The sequence below is a fragment of the Nocardioides sp. genome, from assembly GCF_030149505.1.
Classification (GTDB): domain Bacteria; phylum Actinomycetota; class Actinomycetes; order Propionibacteriales; family Nocardioidaceae; genus Nocardioides.
The window spans coordinates 1-21,377 of the sequence record NZ_JASBRN010000018.1 but is presented as its reverse complement, the minus strand read 5'-3'; the positions used below and the strand labels follow the sequence as shown (position 1 = coordinate 21,377).

General features: G+C 72.0%; 21 protein-coding genes. 12 read left to right on the top strand and 9 right to left on the bottom strand.

Going from position 1 to position 21,377, the window contains the following annotated elements; all coding sequences use genetic code 11:
* Positions 1-126: 126 nt before the first annotated feature.
* Complete coding sequence (locus tag Q1V71_RS03395) at positions 127-1,491, bottom strand: S1 family peptidase (protein ID WP_300640740.1); 1,365 nt, start codon at positions 1,489-1,491, stop codon at positions 127-129.
* 85 nt (positions 1,492-1,576) lie between these two features.
* Here Q1V71_RS03395 and Q1V71_RS03390 point away from each other — a divergent pair, with 85 nt between their 5' ends.
* Positions 1,577-2,674, top strand: a complete 1,098-nt coding sequence (locus tag Q1V71_RS03390) for an IS630 family transposase (protein WP_300640738.1) — start codon at positions 1,577-1,579, stop codon at positions 2,672-2,674.
* Positions 2,675-2,860: 186 nt separating this feature from the next.
* Here the strand turns inward: Q1V71_RS03390 and Q1V71_RS03385 are convergent, their stop codons facing one another.
* Both Q1V71_RS03385 and Q1V71_RS03380 read right to left on the bottom strand, forming a co-directional pair.
* Positions 2,861-3,283, bottom strand: a complete 423-nt coding sequence (locus Q1V71_RS03385) for a hypothetical protein (RefSeq protein WP_300640736.1) — start codon at positions 3,281-3,283, stop codon at positions 2,861-2,863.
* Between the two features lie 43 nt (positions 3,284-3,326).
* Positions 3,327-3,602 carry a hypothetical protein gene (locus tag Q1V71_RS03380; protein ID WP_300640734.1) on the bottom strand — a complete coding sequence of 92 codons (276 nt, stop codon included), beginning with the start codon at positions 3,600-3,602 and terminating at the stop codon, positions 3,327-3,329.
* Between the two features lie 122 nt (positions 3,603-3,724).
* Here Q1V71_RS03380 and Q1V71_RS03375 point away from each other — a divergent pair, with 122 nt between their 5' ends.
* Together Q1V71_RS03375 and Q1V71_RS03370 are read left to right on the top strand one after the other, a co-directional pair.
* A complete protein-coding gene (locus Q1V71_RS03375) occupies positions 3,725-4,867 on the top strand; it encodes a glycosyltransferase family 1 protein (protein WP_300640733.1) in 1,143 nt (380 codons plus the stop codon).
* A gap of 49 nt (positions 4,868-4,916) precedes the next feature.
* Complete coding sequence (locus tag Q1V71_RS03370) at positions 4,917-6,035, top strand: glycosyltransferase (RefSeq protein WP_300640731.1); 1,119 nt, start codon at positions 4,917-4,919, stop codon at positions 6,033-6,035.
* Here Q1V71_RS03370 and mptB read toward each other — a convergent pair.
* On the bottom strand, positions 5,944-7,383 hold the full coding sequence (mptB, locus tag Q1V71_RS03365; RefSeq protein ID WP_300640729.1) for a polyprenol phosphomannose-dependent alpha 1,6 mannosyltransferase MptB: 1,440 nt from the start codon (positions 7,381-7,383) through the stop codon (positions 5,944-5,946). The two genes, Q1V71_RS03370 and mptB, sit on opposite strands and share 92 nt — an antisense overlap.
* Positions 7,384-7,573: 190 nt before the next feature.
* Here mptB and Q1V71_RS03360 point away from each other — a divergent pair, with 190 nt between their 5' ends.
* Positions 7,574-8,392 carry an SGNH/GDSL hydrolase family protein gene (locus tag Q1V71_RS03360; protein WP_300640727.1) on the top strand — a complete coding sequence of 273 codons (819 nt, stop codon included), beginning with the start codon at positions 7,574-7,576 and terminating at the stop codon, positions 8,390-8,392.
* Positions 8,393-8,406: 14 nt separating this feature from the next.
* Here Q1V71_RS03360 and Q1V71_RS03355 read toward each other — a convergent pair whose 3' ends face one another.
* The 4 genes from Q1V71_RS03355 to Q1V71_RS03340 all read right to left on the bottom strand — a co-directional run bounded on the left by Q1V71_RS03355 (position 8,407) and on the right by Q1V71_RS03340 (position 13,044).
* Positions 8,407-9,120, bottom strand: coding sequence for a hypothetical protein (locus Q1V71_RS03355; protein ID WP_300640725.1), 714 nt, complete (start codon positions 9,118-9,120; stop codon positions 8,407-8,409).
* A 133-nt stretch (positions 9,121-9,253) separates the two neighbouring features.
* A complete protein-coding gene (locus Q1V71_RS03350) occupies positions 9,254-10,054 on the bottom strand; it encodes a GNAT family N-acetyltransferase (RefSeq protein WP_300640723.1) in 801 nt (266 codons plus the stop codon).
* Positions 10,055-10,090: 36 nt separating this feature from the next.
* Positions 10,091-10,558, bottom strand: a complete 468-nt coding sequence (locus Q1V71_RS03345) for a hypothetical protein (protein ID WP_300640721.1) — start codon at positions 10,556-10,558, stop codon at positions 10,091-10,093.
* The gene (locus Q1V71_RS03340; RefSeq protein ID WP_300640719.1) at positions 10,558-13,044 is read right to left on the bottom strand and encodes a molybdopterin oxidoreductase family protein; all 2,487 of its coding nucleotides are present in this window, start codon (positions 13,042-13,044) and stop codon (positions 10,558-10,560) included. Before Q1V71_RS03340 ends, Q1V71_RS03345 begins: the two co-directional genes overlap by 1 nt.
* A 74-nt stretch (positions 13,045-13,118) precedes the next feature.
* Here Q1V71_RS03340 and Q1V71_RS03335 point away from each other — a divergent pair, with 74 nt between their 5' ends.
* On the top strand, positions 13,119-13,592 hold the full coding sequence (locus tag Q1V71_RS03335; protein WP_300640717.1) for a MarR family transcriptional regulator: 474 nt from the start codon (positions 13,119-13,121) through the stop codon (positions 13,590-13,592).
* Positions 13,593-13,619: 27 nt separating this feature from the next.
* Here the strand turns inward: Q1V71_RS03335 and paaZ are convergent, their stop codons facing one another.
* The gene (paaZ, locus tag Q1V71_RS03330; protein WP_300640715.1) at positions 13,620-15,674 is read right to left on the bottom strand and encodes a phenylacetic acid degradation bifunctional protein PaaZ; all 2,055 of its coding nucleotides are present in this window, start codon (positions 15,672-15,674) and stop codon (positions 13,620-13,622) included.
* A gap of 123 nt (positions 15,675-15,797) precedes the next feature.
* Between paaZ and paaA the strand changes: the two genes are divergently transcribed.
* The 7 genes from paaA to Q1V71_RS03295 are packed head-to-tail and all read left to right on the top strand — an operon-like array spanning position 15,798 to position 21,227.
* Positions 15,798-16,769, top strand: a complete 972-nt coding sequence (paaA, locus tag Q1V71_RS03325) for a 1,2-phenylacetyl-CoA epoxidase subunit PaaA (RefSeq protein ID WP_300640713.1) — start codon at positions 15,798-15,800, stop codon at positions 16,767-16,769.
* Complete coding sequence (paaB, locus tag Q1V71_RS03320) at positions 16,766-17,059, top strand: 1,2-phenylacetyl-CoA epoxidase subunit PaaB (RefSeq protein WP_300640711.1); 294 nt, start codon at positions 16,766-16,768, stop codon at positions 17,057-17,059. Before paaA ends, paaB begins: the two co-directional genes overlap by 4 nt.
* Before the next feature lie 11 nt (positions 17,060-17,070).
* The gene (paaC, locus tag Q1V71_RS03315) at positions 17,071-18,006 is read left to right on the top strand and encodes a 1,2-phenylacetyl-CoA epoxidase subunit PaaC (RefSeq protein ID WP_300640709.1); all 936 of its coding nucleotides are present in this window, start codon (positions 17,071-17,073) and stop codon (positions 18,004-18,006) included.
* 5 nt (positions 18,007-18,011) lie between these two features.
* Positions 18,012-18,524, top strand: a complete 513-nt coding sequence (gene paaD, locus Q1V71_RS03310; RefSeq protein WP_300640707.1) for a 1,2-phenylacetyl-CoA epoxidase subunit PaaD — start codon at positions 18,012-18,014, stop codon at positions 18,522-18,524.
* Positions 18,524-19,621: a 1,2-phenylacetyl-CoA epoxidase subunit PaaE gene (gene paaE / locus Q1V71_RS03305; RefSeq protein WP_300640705.1), complete on the top strand. Its 1,098-nt coding sequence runs from the start codon at positions 18,524-18,526 to the stop codon at positions 19,619-19,621. The genes paaD and paaE overlap by 1 nt, the downstream gene beginning before the upstream one ends.
* Positions 19,618-20,373, top strand: a complete 756-nt coding sequence (locus tag Q1V71_RS03300; protein WP_300640703.1) for an enoyl-CoA hydratase/isomerase family protein — start codon at positions 19,618-19,620, stop codon at positions 20,371-20,373. Before paaE ends, Q1V71_RS03300 begins: the two co-directional genes overlap by 4 nt.
* Positions 20,370-21,227: a 3-hydroxyacyl-CoA dehydrogenase family protein gene (locus tag Q1V71_RS03295; RefSeq protein ID WP_300640701.1), complete on the top strand. Its 858-nt coding sequence runs from the start codon at positions 20,370-20,372 to the stop codon at positions 21,225-21,227. Before Q1V71_RS03300 ends, Q1V71_RS03295 begins: the two co-directional genes overlap by 4 nt.
* Positions 21,228-21,377: the final 150 nt, after the last annotated feature.

Genomic DNA, 21,377 nt, shown 5'->3' with positions numbered 1-21,377 from the left:
CGCTTTCATCGACGGCTGGCAGGAGCGGGCACACCCATTCGTGTGGACCAAGACCGCCGAACAGATCCTGGCGAAGGCTAACCGTCCAACAACTTCAAATCCGCGGCACTAGTACAGGACTCGCCCTCAAGAATATTCGGGCTTTGCGCCTAGCTGAACGAAGTATGGCGACTTGGAAACAAGAGTGGCGTTCGCGCCACGGGCTGAGGAATGGATTCCCATGAAGGTGCCCCCACTGCCGTACGGCGCCCCCGAGTCTCCGCCTCTCGAATCGAAGATATCGGTTTTGAACCCGTCAAGCAGAGTGTAATTCGAATTTGTAGTCGCATTGATGCTTGCGTCAGTGATTGTGCCACAACTAATTTGCCCGCTCTGCCATTCGCTCGACTTGGCTCCGCTCATGCAAACCGCCTTGCCGACAAAGTAATCTGCGGACCCAACACTGGCTGTCCGCGTATAATCGTATAAGGCATTGTTTGACACCAATACTTTTGATGTGCGCCGCTCGGACTGCAAGGCGCCAACGATTTGGCAATCGCAATACCCAGTCGCGTCTGGATACCAAGTGGTAGCTTGCGTAACTCCCAAGTAGGCGCCAGCGGTATCGAGACCTTGCCACCACTGGCCCTGTCCGCAGTGTCCCGCAGTGAGGGTGTAAACCAGATCAGAATTTGGGTTCGTGTCCCGCATTTTGCTGAAACCGACGGTGCAATCGGCGTTCTCATTTCGAGTCATCCATAAGCCGCCGTAGGCGCGGCCCCACGGCTTGTCCCGTATACCTTGCTCCACCCAGCCGGGACCGCCCACCGTCATGGCTAGAGCCTCAGATGGCATAAGGCCTTTGATCTCGTCGATAATCTCACGTGGCGTATCCTCCGCAAGGTCGACACGAACCTTATTGCTGGGCGTGTCTGTACTCACAGAGTGCATATAGTTCTTGCCCTGTTCGAGAAGGATCTTGAGGGCGTCCATGGACCAAGCGTCCAGTTGTGCCTTAGAGAAAGCGACTTGGCGAACGACCGATGTATCCAATAGACCTCGACTGGCGAGTTCCCTATCGGCTGCCTCTAGGCCGCCTTCAGTAACTGCAATGTTAAGAACGCCCCCGGCTCGCTGATCAAGCCAAATGCCTCCGAAAAAGTCTGCGTCTTGCAAGACGAGTGCGACTTCAGAAAGCGCCGACTCAAGAGCACTCCGTCTGTCCATCTCTACTACCTCCACAGCATCCAAAGGAATCCCCAACATGGATTGGTCTGACGGTCGCGCTGATACCGCGCGAACGTGATCGAGCGTGGACGTCAGACCGAATCTCTCTCGAACGTTGATTGCGCGAATCTCCTCGGCTGTTGCATCCTTCGCCATCTCGGAATTTTGCAGAGCCGTTGCGGGTTCCGATGCCGATGGCGAGACACCGGCGCCGAGGGCAACCGAACAGCAAGCCACCAGCACGAGGGATTGAACAGCCTTCGGGTGCATGAGTCTGATTTTCATTTATGAAGGCTAGCTGGTAAGACTTCTGCGGGCTAGTGCCGCGTGTCGTAAATCGCTAGATGGTTGGGAACTGAAATCATGAGGTATGGCGAATCGTCCTGCCCCTGCATTGGTTCTGCGTCCCGGCGATCGTGAGGAGCTCGAGCGGTGGACGCGTGCCTCGACGGTGCCGGCATCGGCCGCGAAGCGGGCGCGGATCGTGTTGCTCGCTGCCGACGGGCTGGCGAACACGCGGATCGCGGAGCTGGTCGACGCGACCGTGACCACGGTGCTGGGCTGGCGGAACCGGTACCAGGCAAGGGGTCTGACAGGGCTCGCCGATGCGCCGCGACCGGGACGGCCCCGGACGCTGGATCACCGGGCGATCGTGGCCGAGACGCTGAAGCCGCCACCGAAGAAGCTCGGGGTCACGCACTGGTCTACCCGGCTGCTGGCCGACCGGTTGAAGATCTCCCACAAGTCGGTCGCCAGAGCCTGGTCGGCCTACGGCATCAAGCCCTGGAAGGCAGAGTCGTTCCGGTTCTCCACCGATCCCGAGCTGGTCGGGAAGGTCACCGACATCTGCGGGCTGTACCTGGCGCCGCCGGAGAACGCGATCGTGCTGTGCGTGGATGAGAAGTCCCAGATTCAGGCGCTGGACCGCACAGTGCCGATCTTGCCGATGCAGGAAGGACGGATCGAGCGCCGGTCGCACGACTACTACCGCCACGGGACCACAACCCTGTTCGCAGCTCTCGACATCGCGACAGGTCAGGTGACCGCGGCGTTGAAGCCACGGCACCGTCATCAGGAGTTCCTGGCGTTCCTCAAGCAGATCGAGCGGACCTACCGTGACGTCCTCGACGCCGATGGCGAGGTGGTCGAGCTGCACCTGGTGATGGAGAACTACGCCGCGCACAAGCACAAGGACGTGAAGTCGTGGCTGGCCGACAACCCGCGCTTCGTCGTCCACTTCACCCCGACCCACGCCTCCTGGATGAACCTCGTGGAGGTCTGGTTCGGCATCGTCGAGCGCCAGGCCATCCGCCGCGGTGTGTTCAAGTCGGTCAAGGACCTCAACGCCAAGATCCGCGCTTTCATCGACGGCTGGCAGGAGCGGGCACACCCATTCGTGTGGACCAAGACCGCCGAACAGATCCTGGCGAAGGCTAACCGTCCAACAACTTCAAATCCGCGGCACTAGCGACCGCATACGGACGTGGCGACATCACCATGCGTGAATGGACCACCGCCCGCAGGCAGCCCGTCCAGTTCTCACGCGTGCTCTATGAGGACGGCACCGTCTTCCGCATCTGTAACTGACGCGGCGAGGCCGCGTCAGCGCTCGACGAGTTTCGTTGCTATTTCAAGTCAAGAGCGACTCTCGGCACTAGCGAATCGGATCGGGCAAATCGATGTTGTTCGGACTCGTAGGCACATTCCCATTCGCGCCCTCGGCGTACGCCTTGTACTTGCGGTTGAACGCTGTTGCCGCACGACGGTACTGATTTGCGACAGCGTTGTATCGATCAACCAGGTCGTTGTAAGCCGAGACAGTCGCCGAACTGTATTGGTCTACCGGTTCCATCTCGAGGATCAATGCCTCAAGACGCGACGCGCTCTTGAGCATGGACCGGAGCGCTCTCAGGTCCGCGTTGTATTCATCTTTGACGCTTTCAAGATCACTCGAGCCGCCCTCATACGAACCGTCGTAGACATCGTCAGGTTCATCTGGATTCTCCAGGGAGGTACAGGAAGCCAGCAGGCAGGCCATAGAGGCAGCAGCCGCGGCGACCGATCGTCTTGTCTTCACAACGTAAAACGCTAAACGACGAACGAACGACTGATCGGGCGTATCAGCAACTTGCGAGGTTGTCGGTCGATGTCTGGCCCGGTGGACCGGTGTCGGAGTACTCGACTGTGTGGTCGAGGTCGGCGGTCTCGGCTGGCCTGTTGCAGTGAGGGAAGGTGCAGGTCGTCCTGAACAGCCTGACCCGGGCGGCGATGCGGTCGGGGACCTCGTAGCTGCTGACTGCGACGGTCTCGTGGAGATCGATTACCGGCTTCACGATGACCTGCGTGCCCGGCGTGCCGCACCACTCCCGGACGGCATCGCCGTCAGCAGCTGGCACGGCTCGCTGGCGCTCGCCTGCTCGACCAGCAGTGGCAGGCTCTCGCGCTCGCCGGGACGTGTTCGTCCGGGACGCACGCGGGCGTCACGGGTGGTTCACCGGGCGCCGCGAGCGTGGGGGGCATGCGAGTCGCGATCGTGACCGAGTCCTTCCTGCCGTCGGTGAACGGGGTGGCCGGCACCGTCCGGCACGTCGTCGACCGGCTCGTCGCCACCGGCCACAAGGTCATCGTGGTCGCGCCGGGCCCCGGCCCCACGTCGTACGGGCAGGTGCAGGTGGTCAGGGTGCGGTCGATGGCGCTGCCCGGCTACCGCGCCTTCCCGCTCGGCCTGCCGGACCCGCAGGTCCACCACGCGATCGAGGCGTTCCGGCCCGACGTGGTCCACCTGGCCTCGCCGATCCTCCTCGGCGCGGTCGGGTTGCGCGTCGCCCGCCGGCTCGACGTGCCGAGCGTCGCGGTCTTCCAGACCGACGTCGCCGGCTTCGCCCGCCAGTACGGCGTGCGCGCCGACCGCGCCATCGACCGCTGGGTCGCGAGCCTGCACCGCCGTGCCGACCGCACGCTCGTCCCCTCGACGGCCTCCCGCCAACAGCTCGCCGCCCTCGGCGTCGGCGACCTGCACCTGTGGCGCCGCGGCGTCGCGCTGGACCTCTTCGGCAGCGAGCACCGCGACGAGCGGCTGCGCGCCGGTTGGACCGGAGGGGAGCAGCGCACCGTGGTCGGGTACGTCGGCCGGCTGGCCCCCGAGAAGCGGGTCCGCCGCCTGGTCGAGCTCGCCGACCTCCCCGGGACGCAGCTCGTGGTCGTCGGCGACGGCCCCGAGCGGGCCTGGCTGCAGCAGCGGCTGCCACACGCCGTCTTCACCGGGATGCTCGGCGGCCACGAGCTGGCCCGGGCCTTCGCCTCGCTCGACGTCTTCGTCCACACCGGCGAGGACGAGACCTTCTGCCAGACCGTCCAGGAGGCCCAGGCCAGCGGTGTCGCCGTGGTCGCCCCGGCCTCCGGCGGCCCGCTCGACCTGGTCGACCACGGCCGCACCGGGCTGCTGTACGACGTCCGCGACCCGCACGCGCTGCGCCGCACCACGGGGCAGCTGGTCGCCGACCACGCGGGGCGGGCACGCCTGGGCTCGCTGGCCCAGGGCGCTGTCGCCGGCCGCACCTGGGCGAGCGTGGTCGACGACCTGGTGCGCCACTACCGAGCCGTCCTGGGCGCCCGCGGCGGTGTGCGCGCCGCGGCCGGCGCCGGGCAGCGCGCGGCCTGAGGTGCGGATCGCCCAGCTGGCCAACTTCGTCGGACCGACGTCGGGAGGCATGAAGACAGCCCTCGAGGCGCTGGGTCGCGGCTACACCGACGCAGGGGTGGCCCGGCTGCTGGTCGTGCCCGGCCCCGAGGACGCCCGGCTGGACTCACCGGCCGGCGACGTCGTGCAGGTGCGGGCGCCGCGGGTCGGTGGCGGCTACCGGCTCATCGTCGAGCCCTGGCGGGTGACCGACGTGCTGCGCCGCTTCGACCCGACCTCGATCGAGGTCTCGGACAAGTCGACGCTGCTCCCCGTCGCCGGGTGGGCCCGCCGCGCCGGCATCCCGACCGTCCTGTTCTCCCACGAGCGGCTCGACGCGATGCTCTCGATGCGCACGGGCCTGCCGGTGCAGGTGGCGCCGCTCAACCGGGCGCTGGTGCGCCGCTACGACCGGCTGGTGGTGACCTCGGAGTTCGCCGAGCAGGAGTTCCGGGCGCTCGCCGGTCGCTCCGGCACCCCGCTGCACCGGGTGCCGCTCGGGGTGGACCTGGAGGTCTTCCGGCCGACCCGGGTCCCGCGCGCGCAGGACGGGCTCCTGCGGCTGGTGCACGCCGGCCGGCTCTCGCGCGAGAAGGACCCGCACCTGGCCGTCGCCACCGCCGTGGCCCTGCACCGCCGTGGCGTCCCTGTGCGGATGGACGTCTACGGCTCCGGCCCGCACCTCGACGAGCTGCAGGCCCTGGCGGTCGGCGCACCCGTCTTCTTCCACGGCCACGTCGCGGGCCGCGCCCGGCTCGCCGCCCGCCTGGGCGCCGCCGACGTCTCGCTGTCGGTCTGCCCGGGAGAGACCTTCGGGCTCTCGGTGCTCGAGGCCCTGGCCTGCGGCACCCCGGTCGTCACCGCCGACGTCGGCGGGGCCCGCGAGCTGGTGGACGAGCGGTGCGGGGCCTGGGCGGCGCCCGAGGCCGAGCGGCTGGCCGACGCGGTGCTGCGCCTGGTCGGCCGCGACGAGCGGTGGCGCCGCGCCGCGGCCCGCCACCGTGCCGAGGCCTTCCCGTGGTCACGCACCGTGGCGCAGATGCTGGCCGTGCACGGCCTCAGCGCACCGGCGTGGACCTCCGCGCCGGGAGCCGGGCCGGGAGCCGGGAGGGGCTCGCGACCGCTCGCCGGTGACCAACGACTTGCGTGAGTGCCACCCCGGTCACCAGGAGCACCGCGACCACGATGTCGGTGCCGCGGGCCTGCAGGGAGGAGTCCAGCGGCGCGACCAGGCCGGTCAGCCCGACCACGGCCACCAGCGCCCCCTCGGCACGGGGGGCCAGGGGGACGGCGGCGAGGAACGGCAGGGCCCACAGCAGGTACCAGTGGTGGACCACCGGTCCGAGCAGCACGAGCGCCAGCAGCGCCAGGCCGACGGTCCGCACCGCGACCTCCGGGTCACCGGCCCGGGCCCGCAGCGCGACCGCGCACGCGAAGCCCAGCGCCACCAGCATGCCGCCCAGCCGCACCAGCTCCAGCGCCGACGGTCCCGGCACCCCGAGCCCCTCCTGGGCCCACAGCAGCACCCGCCCGACCTGGGTGGTCAGCGACAGCGGCGTCCGCACGACGCCCGGCACCCCGAGGGCGTGCACCCAGCCCAGGCCGAGCCCGGTCACCACGCCGCTGAGCAGCAGGGTGGCGGTCGCGACCCCGGCGACCTGCGCGGCCCGGCGTACCCGGTCCGCGAGGTGGGCCGTCGCGGGCAGCGACACCAGGACGACCGCCAGGCAGACCAGTCCGCCGGGCACCTTGACCGCGGCCGCGGCGCCGCCCAGCGTCGCGGCCAGGACCCAGCGTCCCTCGACGGCGACCGCCAGGGCCCAGGCCATCAGGCCCACCATGAGCAGGTCGTTGTGCAGGCCGGCGACGCCGTGGGCGAGGACCAGCGGGCCGGGCAGCACCAGTGCGGCGGCGAGCGCGGGGTCGCGCCCGCAGGCCGCCGCGAGGCGGGGCACGGCATGGGCGAGCAGCACCAGCCCGAGCACGGCCAGCAGCCGGTGCGCCACGACCAGCGCCCACGGGTCCCGGGTGAGGTCCGCGGCCAGGTCGCCCCAGGCGAGGGGCAGCGGACCGTACGGCGCCGGGGTGTCCATCCACATCGGGTCGACCGCCTCGGTGATCGACCCGGCCAGGACCGCCGGCCCCACGTCGTACGGCGAGTGGTCGAGGTGGGCCATCACCCCCTGCGCGGCGTAGCTCCAGCCGTCGCGGCTGAACATCGGGGGCGCCAGCAGCAGCGGCAGCGACCAGCAGCCGGTGGCGCGCAGCACGAGCGGCAGCCGGTCGGGGCCGGTGGTCGCGCGCACGAGCCGGAGCAGCTCCAGCCACGCCCAGCAGGCGAGCCCGAGGCCGAGGACCACCACCGTCAGCCCGACCAGCCGGCCCGGTGTGTGGTGCCGCCACGCGATGGCGTCGAGGGGGTGCGACCCGGGCAGGACCGAGACCACCAGCCCGCCGAGGAGCACCAGCACGTACCCGAGTAACCCGCGCGTGACCACGCCGGGACGCTAGGGAGCCGGGTCGCAGTCGCCGCCACGCCGCGACGACGCGGCCGTGAACGCTCCGGGAACGCTCGGCTGGTGCGACGGCTGGTGCGACGGCTGGTGCGACTGCCGGTGTCACCGGCCGCTCGTCCGGTGCTCGCCCGGTGGCCACCTGCGCGTCGGGCGGACCGGGTCTGCTGGGCGGGTGCGAGCGCGGTGGTGGCTGGGAGGCGGCGCGGGCGCCGTGGTCGGCGGCCTGGTGGCCGGCCGGGGAGTGCTGTCCCTCCAGGCGCGCGCGGCGCGGGCCGTGGTCGGGAAACCGCTCGGCGAGGACGCGCACCGCGCCGACGGGCTGTGGAAGAAGAAGTACGGCGACCCGATCGAGCTGCTCGTCCTCGGCGACTCCATCGCCGCCGGGCTCGGCGCCGAGGACCCCGGCGCCACGTTCGGTGCCCAGCTGGCCAAGCGGCTGGCCAAGAAGGCTCGGCGCTCCGTGCGGTTGCACGTCGCTGCGCGGGTCGGTGCCGAGACCTCGCAGCTGCGGGCCCAGCTGGCCGGGCTGCCCGCCGGCTACCGGCCCGACGTCGCCGTCGTCGTGGTCGGCGGCAACGACGTCACCCACCGGGTGCGGGTCTCGGAGTCGCGCCGCCACCTCGGCGAGGCGGTGCGGACCCTGCGCGAGCGCGGGGTCCCCGTCGTCGTCGGCACGTGTCCCGACCTCGGCGCCCTGTCGGTGCTCCAGCAGCCGCTGCGCGCCCTCGCCGGGGTCAGCTCGCGCCAGCTCGCCGCGGCCCAGCGCGAGGTGGTCACCGAGCTCGGCGGGCTGGCGGTCTCCCTGGCCGACGTGGTGGGCCCCTTCTTCGTGACCCGGCCCGACGAGATGTTCGCCGTGGACCGGTTCCACCCCTCGGGGGCGGGCTACCGGCGTACGGCGAAGGCGGTGCTGCCCAGCGTGCTGGTCGCCCTGTCGCTGGCCGAGGAGCTGCCGCACGGGCACCACGGGCCGCTGACGCGCAGCGGCTGATCCGCGCGGAGCCCTCAGCCCGCGCGGTGCTCCGGCTGGGCGGGGCCGAGCCCGGCCAGCTGCTCCTGGCGCCGCCACGTGGTGACGACCAGCAGCGCCCCCACCACGGCGCCGGCCCAGCCCAGGCCGAGGTCGCCGAGGGTGTCGGCGTGGGCGCTGAACCGCTCGCCGATGCGGTCGATGAACGCGCGGTACTCCCAGATCTCCCACGCCAGCGACACCGTCGTGGTCACCGCGACCGCGCGGGCCAGCACGTCGCGCAGTCGCGTCGCCGGGGTGCACCACAGCAGCACCACCGCTGCGGCCAGGGCTGCGTTGACGACGAAGTGCACCGCGTCGTCGAACCACGGCACCGCGTCGTAGAGATCGAGCCGGTTGCCCAGGAAGTCGTTGAAGCAGGTGGTCGTGACGAGCACGTCGGCCAACCAGGGGAAGGGACGCTCGGGCAGCCCGCGCCAGGCCCGGACGATCCAGACCACCGGCAGCACGGCGGCCAGCATCGGGTAGGTGATCGCCCGGAACATCGGGGCCTTGCCCTCGAGGTTGCCCCACGACGGGTCGATGGCCGTGCGCACGACCAGCCACAGCAGCACCGTCTTCAGGACGATGTCGAGCACCACCAGGCCGCGGGGGACCGGCAGGTCCTCGGGCGTGCCGCCGGAGGCGTCGATCGGTGCCGCCGGGGCGCGGTGCTCGGGCCCCGACCGCTCGTGCGTGCCACCGCTCACGGCCGGCTCCCTCCCTGGACCTCTCCCGGGCGCACCCCGGACCTCCAGGGTGCCGCAGGTGGGCCGTGCGGGCGGGAGGGAACGACGACATCGCGGTCCGGGACCTCGGTCCCTCGGCGGATGGGCCCGCGGGTCACCTGGCGCGCTGGTCCAGCTGGGTCTGCACCTCGGTGTCGCGGAAGCCCACCGAGCGGTAGACGCGGATCGCCCCGTAGTCGGGGTCCGCGACCATGACCAGCGTGCGGGCGCCCACCTCGTCGAAGCCGTGGGCGGCCACCCGGTGCACCAGCGTGCCGGCGATCCCCCGCCCGCGGTGGTCGGGGTGGGTCTCGACGGACTGGAAGCGCGCGAGGCCGTCGCCGGCGTCGACCAGGCCCATCGCCGACACCAGCCGGTCGCCGAGGAACGCGCCCCACCACGTGGCGTGCCCGGCCTCGCACAGCGCGCGGTTGGACAGGGCCCGACGCTCGGCGAAGAGCCGGTACGCCGGGCCGTCGCCGTCCGGGTCGTCGGCGTCCACCGCGATGGACAGCGCGGCCCGCTGGGCCCAGTCGTCGTCGGACGTGAGCCGGCGCAGCCGCACCTCGGCGTTCGGCCGTGGCGGGGCGTGCGTCGTGGTCGCGGTCAGGACCGTCCCGTGGTCCAGGGCGAGACCGACCGCGACCAGCGGGGCGAGCGCGTCGGACTGGTCGGCCCTCCCGTCGACGCCGAGGGTGCGGAAGTCGCCGTCGGGCAGGTCGGCGTCGTACCTCGCGAGCACGGCCGGGACCTCCTCGGCGCTCGGCGGCGCGGCGAGGAGGTCGAAGTTGCCCCAGCGGAAGGTCGGGTTCTCCGGCGTCCGCGCCGCGACGTAGGTCCCGCGGTCCTCCACCACCGATCCCGAGAGCCGCAGCAGCGCGAGGTCGGTCCGGAAGCCGAGCGAGCGGATGTCCACGGGCGGGAGCCTAGGAGGCGGACGCTCGGCGACGGGCTAGCTCGGCGGACCGACGATCAGGGCCTGGGGTGCTGCCGCCTTCATCCGGGTGTCGAGCCAGGTGATCTGGCGCGAGGTCTCGACGCCCGCGTCCTGGGCGATCTCCAGCAGCTCGCGGTCGCGGACCCCCTGGGCGGCCTGGGCCACCACCGTCCAGGTCGTCTGCACCAGGGACGCCAGGACGTGCAGGTCCTGGAGGTCGCGCAGCAACCCGACGGCGCCCTCGCGGACCTCGGCCAGGCCGTCGGCGTGCAAGCGCTCGGGCTCCACGACCTCGTCCTCGCCGTACCTGTCCACGACAGTGGCCAGGCGCTCGCGGTGCGCGTCGCTCCAGCCGGCGAGCAGCTGGCAGGTGTGGAACACGTCGGCCTCGCGGGCGTGCCCCTGCGCCACCGCGCGGAAGGAGTCGGCGAGCGTCCTCTCGCTGTGGTCGGCGAGGCCGACGTAGGTGCTCAGGTGCGGCATCAGGACTCCTGGGAGGGGTCGAGGGGGTACGTCGGGGTGTCGGCCAGGACGTGCGAGCCGGACGGGGGCCCGCCGCGGGTGTCCGGCACCGACCCCACCCGTGCGGGCGCCGACGCGGTCGTCGTCGGAGCGGGGGCCGGACCGTCCCCGTCGCGCACCTTGGTCACGCGGCAGGCGGCGGTCTTGAAGGTCGGCTGCTTGGACACCGGGTCCCACACCGTCATCGTCAGCTCGTTGGCGAGGCGGTCCTGCTCGTCCGGGGCGACCCCGTCGAGGTCCCACGACCCGTAGTGGAACGGCGCGAAGACCGCGCCCTCCATCACCTGCCCGACCCGCGCGCGCACCTCGATCGCGCCGCGCGGCGACTCGACCCGCACCCAGTCGCCCTCGCTGATGCCGAGCGACGCGGCGTCGGGGACGGACAGCTCGACCCAGGCATCCGGGGCCGCGTCGTGCAGCGGGCGGGAGCGACCGGTCTTGGTGCGGGTGTGGAACTGGTACGCCGTCCGGCCGGTCGTGTAGAGCAGCGGGTAGTCCTCGCTCGGCTCCTCGTGCGCGGGCAGGTAGGGCGCGCCCTTGAGGAACGCCCGCCCGGCGGGCCGGAGAGCCCGGTGTTCCTGCTCAGTCACAGCCCCACCGGTCACTAGGTCGTGCCCGTAGGTCTCGCAGTAGTCGGTGTCGGTCGGGAACACGAAGTCGGTGTAGAGCCGGTCGGTCCCGTCGGGGTGCTCCTCGTCGACCGGCCAGGGGATGCCGCTGGGACCGCGCAGCTTCTCGTAGGACAGCCCCGTGTAGTCGACCGGCCGGCCGGCGGTCACGGCCCGCCACGCGTCGAAGGCCTGCTCGGGGGTGCGCCAAGAGATGAGCGGGTTGCCGTCGAGGTCCCTGAAGTCCATCGCGTCGGCGTACATCAGGAGGATGTCGAGGTCGCTGCGGGCCTCGCCGGGCGGCTCGACCGCCTGCTCCGAGAGGTGCACGGTGCGGTTCACGTTGGTGAACGTGCCGGTCTTCTCGCCCCAGCCGGCCGCCGGCAGCACGACGTCGGCGAGCTCGGCGGTCTCGGTCAGGAAGAGGTCCTGCACGACCACGAACACCTCCGGCTTCGACAGGATCGAGCGGATGCGCGAGGACTCCGGCATCGACACTGCGGGGTTGGTCGCCGAGATCCAGAGGAGCTCGATCGAGGCCTTCTCGGCGTAGTTGAAGATCTGCATCGCGTTGGTCGGCGGTGCCCAGTGCGGGATCGTCAGCGGGTCGACGTTCCACGCGCTCGCGAGCTCCTCGACGTGCTGGGGGTTGCCCCAGTTGCGGAACCCGGGGAAGTCGCCGTCCGCACCGCACTCGCGGTTGTTCTGGGCGGTGGGCTGGCCGTTCATCTGAAGCACGCCGGCGCCGGGTCGGCCGATCATGCCGCGCAGCAGGTGCAGGTTGTGGACCGCGACGGAGGCCGCAGTGGCCTGGTGGGACTGGTAGAAGCCCTGCAGCACCGTCGACAGCACGTTCGGCGACTCGCCGAAGATCGCTGCCGCGCGCCGTACGTCGGAGGCGGGGGTCCCGCAGATCCGCTCGACCTCCTCGGGGGTGTAGGGGTCGACCACGGCCCGCAGCTCGTCGCGTCCGAGCGTGTGGGCGGCGACCCAGTCCTCGTCGACCCAGCCGTGCTCGAAGAGCTCGCGGGTCAGGCCGTTCATCAGCGCCAGGTTGGTGCCCACGCGTGGCGCGAGGTGCACACCGCCGGTGCGCTCGGCCTCCTCGGCGACCGGGGTGCGCCGCGGGTCGACGCAGACGATCCGCGGCGGGTCGGCCCCGTGGGTGCGGTCGAGGATCCGCGCCCAGAGCACCGTCTGGGTCTCGGCCATGTTGTGGCCGTAGAGGAAGACCGCGTCGCAGTGCTCGATGTCGGTGTAGGACCCCGGCTGCCCGTCGGCACCGAAGGACTCCTTGAACGCCGCCGCGCTGGTCGCCGTGCACAGCCGGGTGTTGCCGTCCATGTGCGGGGTGCCGAGACCGGCCTTCCCGATGACCGCGAGCGTGTAGTACTCCTCGATGAAGAGCTGGCCGCTGGTGTAGAAGCCGTGCGTGAGCGGGCCGTTCTCGGCGAGCAGCTGCTTCGAGCGCTCCACGACGCGGCCCATCGCGGTCTCCCAGTCGGTCTCGACCAGGCGCCCGCCCTCGCGGACCAGCGGCCGGGTCAGCCGGTCGGGGGAGGAGGCCCAGGGGGTCGAGCCGTAGAGGCCCTTCGGTCCCAGCCGACCGTGGTTGACGACGTCGGTCGCGCGCCCGCGGATGCCGACCATCCGGCCGTCCTTGACCGCGATGTCGCAGCCGCAGCCGTTGCTGCACAGCAGGCACGCGGACTGGACCCACCGGTCGACGTCCTGCTCGGCCACGCCGTCGGTGAGGTGCAGGTCCACGCGGGCCGGCCACACCGTGCCCCGAGCGTGCGGGGTGCGCTCACCCCAGATGTCCGCGATCCGGTCGAGCATGGGTGCTCCTGTCCACGAGCCAGCAGAGACGTTTGCAAGCATGCAAAGGTTGCGCGCGGCGTAGCATCACCCCTGTGGCCGAGTCGACAGACCCGACGTTGGACGCGCTCATGGGCACGAGCCGTGTGCTGGTCGGCGTGGTCGTGCGCTCGCTGAGCGCCGTGGCCCCAGAGCTGTCGGTCGTCCAGCTGCGCGTGCTGGTGCTGGTCGGGGCGGCCGGTTCGCGCACCGTCTCCGAGGTGGCCGCAGCGCTCGACGTCAACCCCTCCAGCGCCAGCCGCACCTGTGAGCGCCTCGTGGCTGCGGGGCTGCTGCGCCGCGACGTCCAGCCCCGGGACCGTCGGCACAGCGTCCTGAGCCCGACACCGCGGGGGCGGCGACTGGTCGCCGAGGTCATGGAGCGCCGTCGCGCCGAGCTGTCCACCCTGCTCGAGCGACTCGATGCCGAGGAGTCCGCCGCCCTGCGTCGCGGACTGGTCGCGCTGATCGGTGCCGCCGACCCGGAGGACGGCGGCACCGACCACCACCTGCTGGCCTGGATGGCCTGAGCGGCCCGGGTCGACGGGGTCCGGGCGTCAGCCCCGCGAGCCGTCCGGCCAGGTCTTCGCCACCAGCGTCAGCACGTCGTACGTCGCGACCGGGGCGCCGTCGGCGTTGGTGACGACCGCGTCCCAGCGGACCTCGCCGTAGTCGGCGCTGGTGCGCGGGGTGATCTGCTTGACCGTCAGGGTCACCGCGATCGTGTCGCCGGCCTGGACGGGGGTGAGGAAGCGCAGCTGGTCGACGCCGAAGTTGGCCAGCACCGGGCCCGGGTCGGGGTGCACGAAGAGGCCGGCGGCCAGCGACACCACGAGGTAGCCGTGGGCGACGATCCCGCCGAAGAGCGGGTTCTTCTCGGCCGCCTCCTGGTCGGTGTGGGCGTAGAAGGTGTCGCCGGTGAACTCCGCGAAGTGCTCGATGTCCTCGAGGGTGACGGTGCGCGACTCCGAGACGATCGTGTCGCCGATGCGCAGCTCGGCCAGGCTCTTGCGGAAGGGGTGCACGTCCCCGGTGCTGCGCGCCGAGCCCGTGGTCCAGCGGCCGGTGATCGCGGTGAGCGCGTCGGGGGAGCCCTGCACGGCGGTGCGCTGCATCAGGTGCAGCACCGCGCGGGTGCCGCCGAGCTCCTCGCCCCCGCCGGCGCGGCCGGGACCGCCGTGCACGAGCACGGGCAGCGGCGAGCCGTGGCCGGTCGACTCGCCCGCGTCGTCGCGGTCGAGCACCAGCAGTCGACCGTGCCAAGGGGCGAGCCCGAGCACCAGGTGCCGGGCGACGGCGGGATCGTGGGTGACGACCGAGCCGGCCAGGCTGCCGCGGCCGCGCGCAGCCAGCGCGACGGCGTGGTCGAGGTCGTCGTAGGCCATCACCGTCGAGACCGGGCCGAAGGCCTCGACGTCGTGCGGCTCGACCGCGTCGCCGTCGGCGCGCAGCAGGACCGGGGAGAGGAACGCCCCGCGCTCGGCGTCGGCACCGAGCACCTCGACCCGGTCGGGGTCGCCGAACACGACCTCGCCCGCACCGGCCAGGCGGCGTACGGCGTCGCGGACGGCGTCTCGCTGCGCCAGGCTGACCAGCGCGCCCATCCGCACGCCCTCGGCCCGCGGGTCGCCGACGGTGGTGGAGTCCAGCCGCGCCGAGACCGCCTCGACCACCGAGTCCAGGTGCTCCCGCGGCACGATCGCCCGGCGGATCGCCGTGCACTTCTGGCCCGCCTTGACCGTCATCTCGGTGACCAGCCCCTTGACGAAGAGCTCGTGCTCGGGGGTGCCCGGGCCGGCGTCGGGGCCGAGGATCGAGCAGTTGAGCGAGTCCGCCTCGACCTGCAGCCGCACGCCGTGGTGCAGCACGCGCGGGTGCTGGCGCAGCAGGTCGCCGGTGCGGGCGGAGCCGGTGAAGGCCACGACGTCGTGCACGTCGAGCTCGTCGAGCAGGCCCTCCGGACCGCCGGCCAGCAGCTGCAGCGTGCCCTCGGGGAGGATGCCGGCCTCGATGATGCGCCGCACCGCCAGCTCGGTGACGTACGCCGTCTGGGGGGCCGGCTTCACGATCGTCGGCATCCCGGCGAGGAAGGTGGGGGCGAGCTTCTCGAGCATCCCCCACACGGGGAAGTTGAAGGCGTTGACCTGCACGACGACACCGGGCCGCGAGGTCCAGAGGTGCTGGCCCAGGAACGAGCCGCCCCTGCCGAGCTGCTCGGGCGGGCCGTCGAGGACGATCGTGTCGTTGGGCAGCTCGCGGGTGCCCTTGGAGGCGATCGAGAACACCGTGCCGATGCCGCCGTCGACGTCGACCTGGGTGTCGCGCAGCGTGGCGCCCGTGGAGTAGGAGAGGTCGTAGAGCTCCTCCTTCACCTCGGGGGAGCCGAGGTGCTTGGCCAGCGCCTTGAGCAGCCCGGCGCGCTCGTGGAAGGTCAGCGACCGGAGCGCCGGTCCGCCGACCTCGCGGCCGTGGCGGACCATCGCCGCCAGGTCCAGGCCGGTCGACGACAGCCGGGCGACCTCCTCGCCGGTCACGGCGTCGAGCAGCGGCGCGCCCTCGTCGGGGGCGGCGTACCAGCTGCCGGCGGCGTAGCTCTCGAGGCGTCGGGCCACGGGGTCCTCCTGGGTTCGGGTGCAGGTCTGGAAGGCAGAGCACGGACGGCCCTTGCGCGGCCGCCCGACTCGTGTCACCGTATTACAGACCGATCGGTCAGGAAAGCCCCTCAGGAGGTCCGTGTGACGCAGGTGCAGGACGAGCAGGAGCTGCAGGCGCAGTTCGACGCCGTGGTGGCACGGCACGACCGGATCGAGCCGCGCGACTGGATGCCCGAGGGCTACCGGAAGACCCTGGTGCGCCAGATCGCCCAGCACGCGCACTCCGAGATCATCGGGATGCAGCCGGAGGGCAACTGGGTCACCCGCGCGCCCTCGCTGCGCCGCAAGGCCACGCTGCTGGCCAAGGTCCAGGATGAGGCCGGCCACGGGCTCTACCTCTACTCCGCCTGCGAGACCCTCGGCGTCTCCCGGGCCGAGCTCACCGAGCTGCTGATCGAGGGGAAGCAGAAGTACTCCTCGATCTTCAACTACCCCACGCTCTCCTACGCCGACGTCGGCACGATCGGCTGGCTGGTCGACGGGGCGGCGATCGCCAACCAGGTGCCGCTGTGCCGCACCTCCTACGGCCCCTACGGGCGCGCGATGATCCGCATCTGCAAGGAGGAGTCCTTCCACCAGCGACAGGGCTTCGAGCTGCTGATGACGATGATGCGCGGCACCGACGCGCAGCGCGCGATGGTGCAGGAGTCGGTCGACCGGTTCTGGTGGCCGGCGCTGATGATGTTCGGCCCGCCCGACGACGCCTCGCCCAACACCGCGCAGTCGATGGCGTGGGGCATCAAGCGCGACACCAACGACGAGCTGCGGCAGAAGTTCGTCGACATGACGGTCCCGCAGGCCGAGCGCCTGGGCGTGACGCTGCCCGACCCGGCGATCGCGTGGAACGAGGACCGCGGCCACTACGACTTCGGCGAGCCGGACTGGGAGGAGTTCGCCGCCGTCGTGCGCGGGGAGGGGCCGTGCAACGCCCAGCGGATCGCCCACCGGCGCCGCGCTCACGAGGACGGCGCGTGGGTCCGCGAGGCCGCGTCGGCCTTCGCCGCCCAGCAGTCCGCCCAGCAGTCCGCCCAGCAGCAGGAGGTGTCCGCATGAGCGCGGTGCGCGGTGAGTGGCCGCTGTGGGAGGTCTTCGTGCGCGGCAAGCGCGGCCTCAACCACGTCCACGTCGGGTCGCTGCACGCGGCCGACGCCGAGATGGCAGTGCGCAACGCCCGCGACGTCTACACCCGGCGCAACGAGGGCGTGAGCATCTGGGTGGTGAAGGCGTCCGACGTGACGGCCTCCAGCCCCGACGAGAAGGACCCGCTCTTCGCGCCCGCCGGCGACAAGGTGTACCGCCACCCCACCTTCTACGACGTCCCCGCCGACGTCCCCCACATGTGAGCGGGGCCCAGATGAACCACGTGTCCGACCACGACGCCGACCACGACTCGGTGTACGACGGGCTGCTCGGCGGCGACGACTCCCAGTGGGCCTTCGGGACGGACTTCGAGGACCCGCTGGCCGGTGTCGACACGACGCTGCCCGAGGGTGTCGACGGCGCGGCCCTGGCGGCGTACTGCCTGATGCTGGGCGACGACGCGCTCGTCCTGTCCCACCGGCTCTCGGAGTGGTGCAGCAACGCCCCCGACCTGGAGGAGGACATCGCGCTGGCCAACGTCGCGCTCGACCTGCTCGGCCAGGCGCGGCTGCTGCTCGCGCGGGCCGCGGCCGCCGACCCGTCGGTCGTCCCGGTGCTGCCCGAGGGCTCGCCGGTGCCGCGGGAGGACGCGCTGGCCTTCTTCCGCGACCAGGACGCCTTCCGCAACGTGCGGCTGGTCGAGGGCGACCGCGGCGACTTCGCGGTCACCACGGTCCGGCTGCTCGTCGCCTCGACCTGGCGGCTCGCGCTCATGCAGCGCCTGGTCACCAGTCGCGACGCGGTGCTGGCGGCGATCGCCGCGAAGGCCGTGAAGGAGCTGGCCTACCACCGTGACCACGCCGCGCGCTGGGTCGTCACCCTGGGCCGCGGCACCGAGGAGTCGCGTCGCCGCACCGAGGCAGCGCTGGCGACCGTGTGGCCGCTGCGCTGGGAGCTCGACCGCACCCACGAGGTCGAGCGCACGCTGGCCGCCGACGGCGTCGCCGTCGACCCGGCCGACGTCGCTGCCGAGGTCGACGTGCTGCTCGACCAGGTGCTCGCCGCCGCCGGCCTCGAGGTCCCCGACGTGAAGCGGACCGGCGGCCTGGGTGGTCGCACCGGCCGCGACGGCGTGCACACCGAGGCGCTCGGCAAGGTCCTGGCGGAGATGCAGTCGGTCGCGCGCGCGCACCCGGCCGGCCGCTGGTGAGCGCGGTGGCGACGGTGAGGACGGGGTACGCCGACCCGCGGGCCGTGGCAGCACGGGTCACCGACCCCGAGATGCCGATGCTGACGCTGGCCGACCTCGGCGTGCTGCGCGACGTCGAGGTCGAGGGCCCCGGCCGCGTTGTCGTGACGATCACGCCGACGTACTCCGGCTGCCCGGCCATGGCCACGATGCGCGACGACCTCGTGCACGCGCTCACCGACGCCGGCTGGTCCGACGTCGAGGTGAGGGTGCGGCTGCACCCGGCCTGGTCGACCGACTGGATCAGCGACGAGGGCCGACAGGCGCTGCGCGAGCACGGCATCTCCCCGCCGGGCGCCGCCCCGCACCGCGACGGTCCGGTGCCCCTCAACCTGATGCCCACCCGCCGCGCGCTGACCTGCCCGCGCTGCGCCTCACCGGCCGTCGAGGTGGTCTCGGAGTTCGGCCCGACGGCCTGCAAGGCGTCGTACCGCTGCACCGCCTGCCTCGAGCCGTTCGAGCACGTCAAGGAGATCTGATGACCGTCACCGACGCGAGCGCCGACACGGCTCGTACGACGACCACTCCGGGCTTCCACGCCCTGACGGTGTCGCGGGTCGACCGGCTCTGCGACGACGCCGCGGCCGTCACCTTCGCGGTGCCCGAGGAGCTCCGCGACACCTACGCCTTCGCGCCCGGCCAGTCGATCGTCCTGCGGCGCGAGGTCGACGGGGTCGAGCACCGCCGCTCCTACTCCATCTGCGCGCCCGCCGGCGCCGACCTGCGCGTCGGCGTCCGCGAGATCCCCGACGGGCTCTTCTCGTCGTGGCTGGTGCGGCAGGTCCGCCCGGGTGACGTCGTGGAGGTCGGTCCGCCGACCGGCTCCATGAAGGCCGACCCCACCACCTCGGGACGGCACCTCTGCATCGCGGCCGGCTCGGGCATCACGCCGATGCTCTCGATCGCCTCCTCGGTGCTGGCCGACCCGGACTCGCAGGTGACGCTGCTCTACGGCAACCGCACCTCGTCCTCGGTGATGTTCGCCGAGGAGCTCGCCGACCTGAAGAACCGCGCCCCCGCGCGATTCGACCTCGTGCACGTGCTCTCCCGCGAGCCGCGCGACACCGAGCTCTTCTCCGGCCGGCTCGACGCCGACCGGCTGCGCCGGCTACTCGACCTGCTGGTGCCGCTCGCGGACGTCGACCACGTGTGGCTGTGCGGCCCGCTGGGGCTGACCACCGACGCGCGCGCGGTGCTGACCGAGCTCGGCGTGCCGAAGGACCGGATCCACCTCGAGCTGTTCTACGTCGACGAGCCGCCCCCGGAGGTGCGCCGCGAGGACAGAGTCCTCGAGGGCGAGGTGTCCCAGGTGACCGTGACCCTCGACGGCCGCACGACGGTCACGCCGATGCCGAAGGGTCAGAGCATCCTCGACGGCGCCAGTGCGGTGCGCAACGACCTGCCGTTCGCCTGCAAGGGCGGGGTGTGCGGCACCTGCCGGGCGCACTTGGTCTCCGGCGAGGCCGACATGCGGCGCAACTACGCCCTCGACGACGACGAGGTCGAGCGTGGGTTCGTCCTCACCTGCCAGACGTGGCCGGTGGGCGACGAGGTCGTCGTGGACTTCGACGCGTGAGCGCGGGCAGGACGGCGGTCCGGGTCGAGGAGCACGACGACCGCGTCGTGCTCGTGCTCGACCGGCCCGGGGCCCGCAACGCCATCGACCAGCAGATGGTCGACGAGCTGCACGCTGCCTGCGCCTCGCTCGAGACCGACCCGCGGATCGCGATCCTCGTCGGCGAGGGCGGGGTCTTCGCCGCCGGTGCCGACATCGCCCAGCTGCGCGAGCGCCGCCGCGACGACGCCCTGCGCGGCATCAACTCCGCGATCTTCGACCGGATCCGCCGCTTGCCGATGCCGGTGATCGCGCTCGTGGACGGGTGGGCACTGGGCGGCGGTGCTGAGCTCGCCTACGCCTGCGACTTCCGGATCGGCACGCCGCGCACCCGGATCGGGAATCCCGAGACAGGCCTGGGGATCCTCGCTGCCGCCGGGGCGGCCTGGCGGCTCGCCGAGCTCGTGGGGGAGCCGCTGGCCAAGGAGGTCCTGCTGACCGGCCGCGTCCTCGACGCCGAGGAGGCCCGGTCGGTGCGGCTGCTCAACGAGGTCGTCGAGCCCGACGACCTGCTCGCCGCCGGGCACCGGTGGGCCGACTCGATCGCGCGGCAGGCGCCGCTGGCCACGCGCCTGACCAAGGCGGTCTTCCATGCGCCGCGCGAGGCGCACCCCTTCGTCGACGACCTCGCCCAGGCGGTGCTCTTCGAGACCGAGGAGAAGCACGCCCGCATGACGGCCTTCCTGGACCGTCGGAAGGACACGTCCCGATGAGCAGCCTCCCGACAGATCTCCCCTCGCAGGTCGGCGTCCACGGCGGCGGCCGGATGGGCGCGGGCATCGCGCACAGCTTCCTGGTGGCCGGCTCCTCGGTCGTGGTCGTCGAGGCCTCCGTCGACGCTGCCGCGCAGGCGCGGCAGCGGGTCCTCGACAGCCTGGCAGCTGCACACGAGCGCGGGAAGCTCACCGCCCCACTGGATGAGTACGCCGCCCGCCTGGGCACCAGCGCCGACGCGGGTGCCCTCGCCGGCTGCGGGCTCGTGGTCGAGGCCGTCCCGGAGGACCCGGCGCTCAAGGCGCAGGTGCTCACCGCGGCCGAGGCGGTCGCCCCCGACGCGGTGCTCGCGACCAACACCAGCTCGCTGTCGATCGACGGCATCGCCGCCCACCTGGCCCGGCCCGAGCACCTCCTCGGGCTGCACTTCTTCAACCCGGTCCCGGCCAGCGCCCTGGTCGAGGTGGTCGTCGGGTCGCGCACCGACCCCGACCTCGTGACGCGGGCGCAGGGCTGGGTCGCGGCGCTCGGCAAGACCGCGATCACCGTCACCGACGCCCCCGGGTTCGCCTCGAGCCGGCTCGGCGTCGCGATCGCCCTGGAGGCGATGCGGATGCTCGAGGAGGGGGTCGCCTCGGCCGAGGACATCGACACCGCGATGACCCTGGGCTACCGCCACCCGGTGGGCCCGCTGCGCACCACCGACATCGTCGGCCTCGACGTACGGCTGGCCATCGCCGAGCACCTGGCCCGCGAGCTCGGGCCGCGCTTCGAGCCGCCCCAGGTCCTGCGCGACCTGGTCGCGGACGGTCGGCTGGGCCGCAAGACCGGCCAGGGGTTCTACCAGTGGTGACCACCACTGTCGGGGGGGGGGCGGGGGCCCCCCCGGCCCGGGGGGCGGCCCGCGCCGGCGTGCGGTACCGTTTCGGTGGGGCGAGCAGGCGCGCGCCAGCGAGCCGGACCGCTTCCGTGGGTCGAGCAGGCGAGCGCCAGCGAGCCGTCG